Origin of the sequence: Corallococcus sp. CA053C (assembly GCF_003611675.1) — a bacterium.
Lineage (GTDB): Bacteria > Myxococcota > Myxococcia > Myxococcales > Myxococcaceae > Corallococcus.
Map to the genome: position 1 here is coordinate 1 of NZ_RAWA01000357.1, position 10,225 is coordinate 10,225.

At 72.1% G+C, this 10,225-nt stretch carries 10 protein-coding genes; 6 read left to right on the forward strand and 4 right to left on the reverse strand.

Features of this window, described 5'->3' with window-relative positions; translation table 11 throughout:
• From D7V97_RS33230 to D7V97_RS33255, 6 genes are all read left to right on the forward strand, one after another.
• Positions 1-766 (forward strand): TonB-dependent receptor (locus tag D7V97_RS33230; RefSeq protein ID WP_120614635.1); only part of this gene is annotated, 766 nt, incomplete at its 5' end.
• A 39-nt stretch (positions 767-805) separates the two neighbouring features.
• Positions 806-1,465, forward strand: coding sequence for an HmuY family protein (locus D7V97_RS33235; protein ID WP_120614636.1), 660 nt, complete (start codon positions 806-808; stop codon positions 1,463-1,465).
• Positions 1,465-2,550 carry a hemin-degrading factor gene (locus tag D7V97_RS33240; protein ID WP_120614637.1) on the forward strand — a complete coding sequence of 362 codons (1,086 nt, stop codon included), beginning with the start codon at positions 1,465-1,467 and terminating at the stop codon, positions 2,548-2,550. The genes D7V97_RS33235 and D7V97_RS33240 overlap by 1 nt, the downstream gene beginning before the upstream one ends.
• Complete coding sequence (locus D7V97_RS33245) at positions 2,547-3,446, forward strand: hemin ABC transporter substrate-binding protein (protein ID WP_120614638.1); 900 nt, start codon at positions 2,547-2,549, stop codon at positions 3,444-3,446. Before D7V97_RS33240 ends, D7V97_RS33245 begins: the two co-directional genes overlap by 4 nt.
• A 14-nt stretch (positions 3,447-3,460) precedes the next feature.
• Complete coding sequence (locus D7V97_RS33250) at positions 3,461-4,528, forward strand: iron ABC transporter permease (protein ID WP_120614644.1); 1,068 nt, start codon at positions 3,461-3,463, stop codon at positions 4,526-4,528.
• Positions 4,525-5,328 (forward strand): heme ABC transporter ATP-binding protein, encoded by an 804-nt coding sequence (locus D7V97_RS33255; protein WP_120614639.1) that lies wholly within the window; start codon positions 4,525-4,527, stop codon positions 5,326-5,328. The genes D7V97_RS33250 and D7V97_RS33255 overlap by 4 nt, the downstream gene beginning before the upstream one ends.
• A 10-nt stretch (positions 5,329-5,338) precedes the next feature.
• On the opposite strand, the gene D7V97_RS33260 is transcribed toward D7V97_RS33255, so the two are convergent.
• From D7V97_RS33260 to D7V97_RS33275, 4 genes are all read right to left on the reverse strand, one after another.
• Entirely contained in the window at positions 5,339-6,655 is a 1,317-nt protein-coding gene (locus D7V97_RS33260) for a DUF418 domain-containing protein (protein WP_120614640.1), read from the reverse strand.
• Positions 6,656-6,770: 115 nt separating this feature from the next.
• Positions 6,771-8,276 (reverse strand): phosphatase PAP2 family protein, encoded by a 1,506-nt coding sequence (locus D7V97_RS33265; RefSeq protein ID WP_120614641.1) that lies wholly within the window; start codon positions 8,274-8,276, stop codon positions 6,771-6,773.
• Entirely contained in the window at positions 8,273-9,184 is a 912-nt protein-coding gene (locus tag D7V97_RS33270) for a fatty acid desaturase (RefSeq protein WP_120614642.1), read from the reverse strand. The genes D7V97_RS33265 and D7V97_RS33270 overlap by 4 nt, the downstream gene beginning before the upstream one ends.
• Positions 9,174-10,157 carry a Rieske 2Fe-2S domain-containing protein gene (locus D7V97_RS33275; protein ID WP_120614643.1) on the reverse strand — a complete coding sequence of 328 codons (984 nt, stop codon included), beginning with the start codon at positions 10,155-10,157 and terminating at the stop codon, positions 9,174-9,176. Before D7V97_RS33275 ends, D7V97_RS33270 begins: the two co-directional genes overlap by 11 nt.
• Positions 10,158-10,225 lie beyond the last annotated feature (68 nt).

A 10,225-nucleotide genomic window follows, 5' to 3' on the forward strand; every position in this document is an offset into this window, starting at 1 on the left:
GGATTCACAATTCGGGCTCGCGGTGACGCCTCGGGTGGCCGTGAAGGTGGAGCCCCTGTCGTGGCTCACGCTGCGCGGCGGCTACGGGTGGGGCTACCGCGCGCCGTCCTTCCAGGACCTGCTCATCGACTTCGAGAACCCCTCGGTGGGCTACACCGTGCGCGGCAACCCGGACCTCAAGCCGGAGCGCTCCCGCAGCTTCAGCTTCAACCTGGAGGCGCGGCCCCTGCGCGACTCGATGGTGTGGGCGGGCGTGTTCCATCACTCGCTGCGCGACATGATCGCCGCGTCGCTCCAGTCCGAAGGCGAAGCGCTGCGCTACTCGTACGTCAACATCGCCCGGGCGCGCGTGCGCGGCGGTGAGCTGGGCGTGCGCCAGTCGCTGCCCGGCCGCGTCCAGGTGGAGCTGGGCTACACGCTCACCGATGGCACGGATCAGGACCTGGAGCGCGCGCTGGAAGGCCAGGCGCGGCACCGGTTCACCGCGCAGGCCACCTGGCGTCACCGCGCGTGGGGCCTGGAGGCCCTGGTGCGCGGCGTGCTCACGGGCGAGCGGCCCTTCTATCCAGATACCAACGGAGACGGTGAGGCGGATCCCTACCGTGCCAGCCGCACCGTCTCCCTGGATGCCCGCATCGCCTGGCTCATGCCAGCGGGCGGGCTCCAGCTTTTCGTCGTGGGCAGCAACCTCACCGACTCGGGCAATCCCAACGACCTGCCCATTCCACCCCGCACGCTCCAGGCCGGTGTGTCCACCCGGTTCTGAGCTTCCCTTCCACCATCTGTCTTTTCCGAAGGAGTCCGCATGTTCCCCATTCCGTTCCGCCCCGGTTTCCTGAGTCGCGCCTGCGCGGCGCTGCTCGTCGCGGGCCTGAGCGCCGCCTGCGGTGACGACCTCCAACCCCAGCCGGGCCCCGAGGAAGAGGAGGACCCCGTCGTCCATCCGGAGGACAGCGCCAACCTGAAGCATCAAGACAATGGCGACGGCTCGTTCACCTCTGTCGTCAACGCCACGGAGCCGACGCTGTGGGTGGGCCTGGACCTGGACACGGGCAAGGAGGTGAGCGCGGCCGAGGACACGGCCTGGGACCTGGCCTTCCAGCGCTTCGTGGTGAAGTCGCGCGGGGGCGTCAGCGGGACGGGCAGCGTGCAGGTGGCCGTCCTCGCGGGCACGTCCTTCGGACAGCTCACCCAGGCGCCGGCGACGGGCTGGACCACGGATGCCGCGGACGGGGACGACGTGGACACCACGCCGGACACGGTCTTCAACGCATCCGGTGGCTGGTACCTCTACGACCTCCAGTTCCACACGCTCACGCCGCGCCCGCAGCTCTACGTCGTCCGCTCCGACCAGGGGGCGTACTTCAAGGTGGAGCTGCTGTCGTACTACGACGCCGCCGGCACCCCCGCGAACGTGAAGTTGCATTGGGCGAAGGTCACGGCTCCGGTGGGAGGGCAGCCGTGATGACGACCCCGGTGGACCCGTCCGGAAGCACGACCGCCGCGCTGCGAGAGCGCTGGCAGGCCCTGCGGGAATCGCAACCGCGCCTGCGCATCCGCGACGCGGCGGAGCAGTTGGGGGTGAGTGAGGCGGAGCTGCTCGTCACCGGACTGAGCGGGGAGCTGGTGCGGCTGGAGCCGCGCTTCGACGTGCTTCTGCCCCGGCTGGAGTCGCTGGGGCGGGTGATGGCCCTGACGCGCAACGCGTCCGCGGTGCACGAGAAGAAGGGCGTCTACCGCAAGGTGGAGGTGCACGGCGCGATGGCGCTGGTGCTGGACGAGGACATCGACCTGCGGCTGTTCCTGTCGCGCTGGTGCTTCGTGTTCGCGCTGCGCGAGGACGTCTCCGGCGAGGTGCGCCGCAGCCTCCAGGTGTTCGACGCGGCGGGCATCGCCGTGCACAAGATCTACCTCCAGCCCGACGCTGACGTCGCCGCCTACGAGGCGCTGGTGACGGAGCTGACATACGCGGATCCGCCCGCCGTGTTGAACGTGGTGTCGGTGGCCGTGCAGTCCGTGCCCCTGCCGGATTCGGAGATCGACGCGGCGGGCCTGGTGGACGGCTGGCGCGCGCTCCAGGACACGCACGAGTTCTTCGCGCTGCTCAAGCGCTTCAAGGTGGCACGCACGCAGGCGCTGCGGCTCGCCGGCCCTGACCTCGCGCTGCCGGTGGCGCCGGACGCGCTGGGCTGGACGCTGGAGCGGGCCGCGTCGTCGGCGATGCCCATCATGATCTTCGTGGGCAACCCCGGGGCGATTCAGATCCACACCGGTCCGGTGCGCACGGTGCGGCCCATGGGGCCGTGGATGAACGTGTTGGACCCGGGCTTCAACCTCCACGTGCGCGCGGATCAGGTGAACTCCGCCTGGGTGGTGCGCAAGCCCACGCGCGACGGCACCGTCACCTCGCTGGAGCTGTTCGACCGGGCGGGGGAGAACATCGGGCTGCTGTTCGGCAAGCGGAAGCCGGGGGAACTGGAGGCTCCGGCGTGGCGGGCGTTGATGGAAGAGCTTGGCCGGACCCTGCCCGCGGTGGAGGTGGCGTCATGAGGCGCATGGCTTCACGGTGGGGCCTGTTCGCGGCCCTGTTCGTCGTGGCCGCGCACGCGGCGTCTCCCGAACCGAAGACCGAGCCAAAGCCCGAGCCGAAGAAGACCGCGCCGAAGCTCATCACGGTGGGACCGGCCGTCACGCAGACGGTGTTCGCGCTGGGCGCGGGGGACCGGGTGGTGGGCGTGGACGACTCCAGCGCTGCGCTGCCGGAGGCCTCGAAGGTGCGCACCGTGGGCTACCAGCGCGCGCTGTCGGCGGAAGGCGTGCTGTCATTGGGCGCGGGCCTGCTCTTGGGGTCGGCGGAGGCCGGACCTCCGGCGGTGCTGGAGCAGTTGAAGCAGGCGGGCATGCGGGTGGAGACGTTCGCCAACGAGCCCACGGTGGAGGCGGCGCGCTCGCGCATCCAGCTGATCGCGGAGCGACTGGGCACGGCCGAGCAGGGGCGGGCGCTGGTGGCGAGGCTGGATGAAGACCTCGCGCGGGCGGCGGGCCGCGTGGCGTCGGTGAAGGGCACGAAGCCGCCGCGCATCCTCGCGGTGTACGCGCGGGGCGCGGGCGCGATGATGGTGGCGGGGTCCGGTACGGTGGCGGACACGCTGATCCGCCTGTCGGGGGCGGTGAACGCCGCCGCGGGGATGCAGGGCTACAAGCCGCTCAGCGCGGAGGCCGTGGTGGCGGCGGCGCCGGACTTCGTGTTGCTGCCCGCGGGCTCGGTGGCGACGGTGGGCGGCGCGGAGGGCCTGGCGAAGCAGCCCGGTCTGTCGCAGGTGAAGGGCTGGCGCCTCGTCACCGTGGAGGACGTGGACTTCATGGGCCTGGGGCCGGGGCTGGGCAGGGCCGTGGGCCGCCTCCAGGATGGGGTCGGGCCCGCGGCGAAGGGCGGCGGGAAGTGAGCGCGTCGGAGGCCATGCCCGTGCCCGCCGCGCGGCCGGTGCCCTCACGGCTTCCGGGCAGCAGGCCCTGGGTGACGCTGGCAGGGGTGTTGGCGCTGGTGGTGCTCGCCTCGCTGGCGATTGGCTCGGTGCCGGTGCCTCCGTTCGCCATCCTCGGCAGTCTCTGGGAGGCGCTGGGATTCGGCGAAGCGTCCCAACGGCTGGAGCCGATGCAGCGCGCGGTGCTGCTGTCCGTCCGCCTGCCGCGCGTGGTGCTGGGCGTGATGGTGGGCGCGGTGCTGGCGACGACGGGCGCCGCGCTTCAAGCCCTCTTCCGCAACCCGTTGGTGGAGCCGGGCCTCCTGGGCACCTCCAGTGGCGCGGCGCTGGGCGCGGTGCTGGCCATCGTGCTGGACGTGACGCTGGGCACTCACGTGGGGGCGTTGCGCATGCTGATGGTGCCGGGCGCGGCCTTCTGCGGCGCGCTGGGTGCGACGCTGCTGGCCCAGCGGTTGGGCATGGGCGGAGGCCGCACGGACACGGCGCGCATGCTGCTGTCGGGCGTGGCGGTGAGCTCGGGGGCCTTCGCGGGCATGGGGTTGCTGACCTACGCGGCGACGGATGCGCAGCTGCGCTCCATCACCTTCTGGAGCCTGGGCAGCCTGGGCGGCGCGTCGTGGGAGACGGTGGGCGCCGCGACGGTGCCGCTGCTGCTGACCCTGGGGCTGCTGCTGCGCGAGGCGCGAGCGCTCAACCTGATGCTCCTGGGCGAGCGCGAGGCGTGGCACCTGGGCGTGGACGTGGAGCGGCTCAAGCGCCGGCTCATCCTCGCCGCCGCGCTGGGCGTGGGGGCGGCGGTGGCCTTCACGGGGATGATTGGCTTCGTGGGCCTGCTGGTGCCCGCGTTGCTGCGCATGGCGCTGGGGCCGGATCACCGGCGACTGCTGGCCGCGTCAGCGCTGTCGGGTGCGTCGCTGCTGCTGGCGGCGGACCTGCTCTCGCGCACCCTGGCCGCTCCGTCGGAGCTGCCGGTGGGGGCGCTCACCTCCGTGCTGGGCGTGCCGGCCTTCATCGCCATCCTGGCGCGCAAGGGGGCGGCATGAGCCTGGAGGCGCGCGACGTGGAGGTGTGGCGCGGACGTGGGCGCGTGGCGGGTCCGCTGTCGCTGGAGGTGAGGCCCGGCGAGGTGCTGGCCGTGGTGGGGCCCAACGGCGCGGGAAAGTCGTCGCTGCTGGCCGCGCTGTCGGGGGAGCTCCGCTGCAAGGCCGGCGACGTGTTCCTGGAAGGACGCGCCCTGCACGAATGGCCTTCGGTGGAACGCGCGCAGCGGCTGGGCGTGCTGCTCCAGGAGTCCTCGCTGGGCTTTGGCTTCACCGCGCTGGAAGTGGCGGTGCTGGGGCGCAGTCCGCACGCGCGGCGCGGCGGCGAGGCGTCCGACCTGGAGGTGGCCCGCGCGGCGCTGGACGCCACCGACACGCAGCACCTGGCCTCCCGCGCATACACCACGCTGTCGGGGGGCGAGCGGCAGCGCGTGCAGCTGGCGCGCGTGCTGGCCCAGCTTTGGACGCGCCCCGCGCGGGGCCACCGGTACCTGCTCCTGGACGAGCCGACGGCGAGCCTGGACCTCTCCCACCAGCATCTGGTGCTGGAGCGGGCGAGGGCCTTCGCACGCGAGGGCGGCGCGGTGCTCACGGTGTTGCATGACCTGAACCTGGCCGCGCGCTACGCGGACCGGATCACCGTGCTCGACCAGGGCCGGTGCGTGGAGACGGGCACCCCGGCGGGCGTCCTCACCCCGGACCTCATCGCGAACACCTTCGGGTTGCGCGTGGAGGTGGTGTCGCGGCCCGACCTGCCCGGGCCGCTGGTGATTCCCATGGGGCGCGCAGCGTCGCTGCCCTGAAGGCCCCTCGTCAGTTCGTCAGGGTCGCCGGCGTGTCCCTGGGCGCGAGCCGCATGGGCTGGATCCGGCCGTAGGTGAGCGAGCGCCACAGCCATTCGGCCGGACCGAAACGGAAGCGCGACAGCCATGCATGGCTGAACGGAATCTGGAGCGCGAAGACGGCCAGCGTGAGCGCCAGACACCGTGAGGGCGGCAGCTTGCCGATGAAGCCCAGCCCCCAGCCGTCATAGAGCCAGATGCTCACCACCGACTGGAGCAGGTAGTTCGTGAGCGCCATGCGGCCCACCGGCCCCAGCACCTGCATCGCCCGGCGCCACCGCTCGCGCTGGAAGAGCAAGGCGAAGGCGGCCACGTACGCCGCGGCGAGCCCCAGGTAGCCCACCTCCATGATGGCGTTCATGGCGAGCATCCAGGTGTCCTTCGCCGGATCCATCAGCCCGGCGATGCGCAGGCGTTGCACCAGCACCCCCGCGCCATTGCCCAGCACGCCCAGCACGAGCCCCCAGACGAACAGCCGCCAGTGCAGGGCGCGGTGGCGCTCCACGTCCTGCAGGAGCAGGTGCCTTCCCGCGAGCAGGCCCAGCAGGAAGCGGCCCAGGATGGTCGCCATCCAGAGCAGCCGTCGGGACTGCGGCAGCATGTGCGTGACGAAGCGCGCGTTCGCCGCCTGGGCCGTCCAGAACGAGCCGCTGGAGAGCCCGGCGAGGAGCTGTCCCTTCGCCCGCACATCGACCTCGTCGGTGGCCTTCGCCGCCTCGGCCGCAGCCTGTGCGCCGTGTAGCAGGATGGGGATGAAGTGCAGGAGGGCGGGCACGAGCAGCGGCACCGCCACCAGCAGCACCCCGGCCCACGTCAGCACCGCCCGATCCGAGCGCTGGCGGAAGAGCAGCAACACGAAGCCCAACACCGCGTAGGTGGAGAGCACGTCGCCCAACCACACCGCGAACATATGCACGAGGCCGATGCCCACCAGCACCGCCAGCCTCCGGGAGTACAGCGGGACGATGGAGGACTTCCGTGCGTCGGCGCGTGCGAGCTGGATGGAGAAGCCCAGCCCGAAGAGAAACGAGAAGAGGGTGACGAACTTCTGGTTCACGAAGAACTGGTAGAGCGAGTTGACGACGGCCTCGAACGGAGGCGCCGCGAGCGCCTGGGATTGGGCGCGCGGCAGGAGGACGTTGCCGCTGAACCAGGTGATGCTGTTGGAGACGAAGACGCCCCACAGCGCGAAGCCGCGCAGCACGTCCAGCAGGGCCACCCGTTCGGAGACATCCACCGGGCGGGCGCTGGTGCCAGGGACGGGTGCGGAGGTCGTGGCATCGGACATGCCGCCAGCAGATGCCCGCGTCCCGTCCGCGTCAACGCGCACACCCGTTCGCCGCATCCCGTCACACGCTCGGTGGGACTCGCTGTGGCCCGCCGCGAACGCGCGCGAACCTGCTTCAGGAGGTCCGGAGCGCGGAGGACGGGCGCAGGAAGGGCATGCGCCGGGGCAGCTTCCGCGCCCAGAAGGACTCCACGGAGCGGTGGAAGAGGCGCAGCAGGGGCGCTCCAGGTTGGCCCTCCAGCGCGGCCAGCTCCGAGGCGGAGCGGTCCAGCAGCGCACGGGCGCGTTGGTACTCAGAGACGGCCCAGGCACGCCCCGCGTCGGAGGCGAGCAGGGCGTCGAAGTCCGCCGGGTCGTGACCGCTGCCGCGGGCGTCGCTGGCGACGTCGGCGGGCACGTTGAAGAGGCCCTGCGCCAGGTCCTCGCGCAGGTCGCGCATCACCGAGCACCACCCCAGCGCCGCGAGCAGGGACGGCGCGTCTTCCGAACGCACCTGCGCATCCGCGACGTGCAGCATCAGGTCCACCGACAAGCGGAACGTGGCCGCGTGGTGGGCCTGGAGCGTGCTCGCGTCCCACCACTGTCCATCGCGCACGCGCTCGCGGTCCTTGCGCATCGTGCGCACCAGCTCGAACACCTGCGCGCGGGCCCGGGCATCGGTCAACTCCGCGAGCAGCACCCGTCCCAGCGTGGTCGCGGTGTCGTGGAACTCCGCGGAGGTGCGCGGTGCATCCGTCGCGCCGGTCTCCAGCCGGACGAGGAGCGCGTCGATGTGGCTCAAGGGCTCGCCATCGACAGGGCGGTCTCCATCCAGCACGTCGTCCACGAGTTGGAGGAAGCAGAACCCCACGCGGGCCCGGCGTGCCTTGCGCCAGCGGCCTACGGACTGTTGATACAGCGCGAGCGCGATGAGGCCGTAGCGCGGGTGCCGGCGCGCGAAGCGGTACAGCTCCCGCGCGCAGAGGGCCTCCACCCGCACGGCTTCGAGGAACGCCGCGTCCCGCACCCGAGGCGCCACGACGCGCCACGTGGCCCACGCCAACAGGGCCCCCGCGAGCACGTCCACCATGTGGTGCTCGTGGATGAACAGCGTGGATGCCGCGATGGCCAGCGCCCACAGCGCGAACAGCCCGCGCGCCACCGGGCCCGAACGCTCGGAGTAGGCGAGGGCCGCGGTGCAGGCGAAGGCGACATGGAGCGACGGCAGGTAGTTGCGCTCCAGGTTCATCGTGTCCGCGAGCTGGAACACCCGCATCCAACCGCCGGTGACGGCGCGCGGCGCCCAGGCCACCTCGACCGGGAACACGAGGAAGCAGAGCGCACCGATGACAGTCTCCGCGCACAGCGCCAGCGCGAAGGGGAGCATCTGTCGCCACGTCCGGAAGATGAACAGGGACAGCAGGAGCAGCGCGTCCATGCTGACGTAGACGGCGGCCCAGCCCGGGATGAACGGGATGTGCTGCTCGAAGGGCAGGTCGATGCGAAGACCGCCGGGATAGAAGCCCGTCACCCAGCTCGCGCCGCCGTAGACCGCGAGGAAGAACAGCGCGAAGCCGACCGCGAGCGCGCTCGTGCGCTTCAACTCCCCGAGCGTCGGCGTACCGAAGAGGGCCACCGTCATGGGCCCTTCTCCGGCAGCGGGCGCGGCCCCCGCCACATCGCGCACCAGATGCGCAGGAAGGACGGGCGCGGGGCGTTCGCGTCCACGTAGCGGCCCAGGTAGAGCCAGGGGACGTGCGGGTGACGGTGGTGGGCGCGGTGGTAGTGGTAGTTGAGGAACACCCAGCGCACCGGCGCGGCGACCCTCAGGTCCCACGCGCCCTCGCGCACGTCCAGGGGCGACCACGCGTGATCCGCGTACTGGAGCGAGCTCCAGTTCACCGCGAACGCCGCGTAGCACAGCGCCCACCCTGTCGGCGTCAGCTCCAACGCGTACGCGAGCCCTGCCTGCACGGCCACCATCAGCAGGACCTCGGCGCGGATGGTGGCGCCCGGTGCATCCTCCAGGCGCCCCAGGTACGCGTCCGCGCCGGTCTGCTCGCCGTAGCGCGTGCCCGGACCGCGCAGCCTCCGCAACAGGCCCGGCGCGAGCGCGAACACGAGCGCCCCCAGCGGCACGAAGGCCCAGTACGCCCCCGTGAGGATGACGTACCACTGCGCTCGCTTGAGGAAGCGGTGGTCGCCCGGGCGCAGGTAGTCGAACTGCTCGCGCTCCGTGCGGTTGTTGCGGTGGTGCGTGAGGTGGAAGGCGCGCTGCAACGTGAACGACGTCGGGAAGAACGTCGCCGCGAGCCGCCCGAGCCCGTCGTTGAGCCGCCGCGACGGATGCAGCACGCCGTGCGTCGCCTCATGCAACAGCGAGAACACCGTGTTGTTCACGTACGAGAACACCCCGGCCGCCACCAGCCGCACCGCCAGCGCTTCCACGTGCGACGCGGTCCACAGACACAGCGCCCCCGCGCCCATCGCCGCGACGAGCAGGAAGGTGTTGAGCGCGGCCGGGATGGGCGGGGTGTCCTCAGCGCGCATCGTCCGCGTCCTCGGGCAGCCCGACGGCGAAGTCGAGCAGCTGGCGCATCACCGGATCCGCGGTCGCCGTGGCGACGTTGAACCGCAGGCCGTCCAGCACGGACAGGTCGCGGCGCAGGAACGACGTGTACAGCCACCGCGACACCCCGAGCGCCACGGCCGCCGCGCCCGGAATCCGCCCCCGCCGCGCTGCGACGGCGAGCCGCACGGACACGCCCTCTGGCACCGGCGTCAGCCCCGCGAGCAGCAGCCCCTGCGCGCGGCCCAGATCGCTCCGCACCGACATCAGCGTGCCGCCATGCAGGCTGAGCGTCACGCGGATGCGATTGCCCGACAGGGCCTTCATCCACCGGTCGCTGGCCCCCGTGCCGATGACCCGCGACGTGTAGCGCAGGCGCAGCGTGAACGGATCCGGCTGCTCCAGCGTGGGTGTGTCCCACAGCTCGCGGTGGTGCACCGTGCGCAGGTGCTCCAGGTCGAACGAGTTCGCCACGAGCGGCAGCCACGGACAGCGCACCGTCACCGGCTCCCCCACGTTCCACACGTGCTCCGGGCCGCCCAGGTCGGGGGGCGCGAAGAGGGGCGTGGGGCCGTTGAAGACCAGCACCCCTCCGAAGCGCTCCTCCACCGGGAAGGCGCTCGGGCCGGGCAGGGCTGACACATCGCTCCGTCCGGGTGCGGCACGGCACCGGCCCCCTCCGTCGAAGCTCCAGTGGTGGAGCGGACAGCGCAGCAGCTCGCCCTGGACGGTGCCGTGCTTCAGGTGCGCGCCCAGATGGGGGCACCAGGCCGCGAGCGCGTGGACCTGGCCCGTCTCGCTCCGGAACACCACCAGCTCGCGCCCGCCCAGCTGGACGCCCCGTGCCTGCCCCCGCCGCAGTGACGCGGAAGGGCCCACGAGGTACCAGGAGCGGGGCCTCACGGGCCCGGGGAGGCGGTCCGGATCCACCCCGGCCGGCACGGGAACAGCCATGGCCGGGACCCTACCGGACCCGATGTCCCCAGGGCCACGGGGGGCGGGCGCCGGGGTAGCTTTACGCC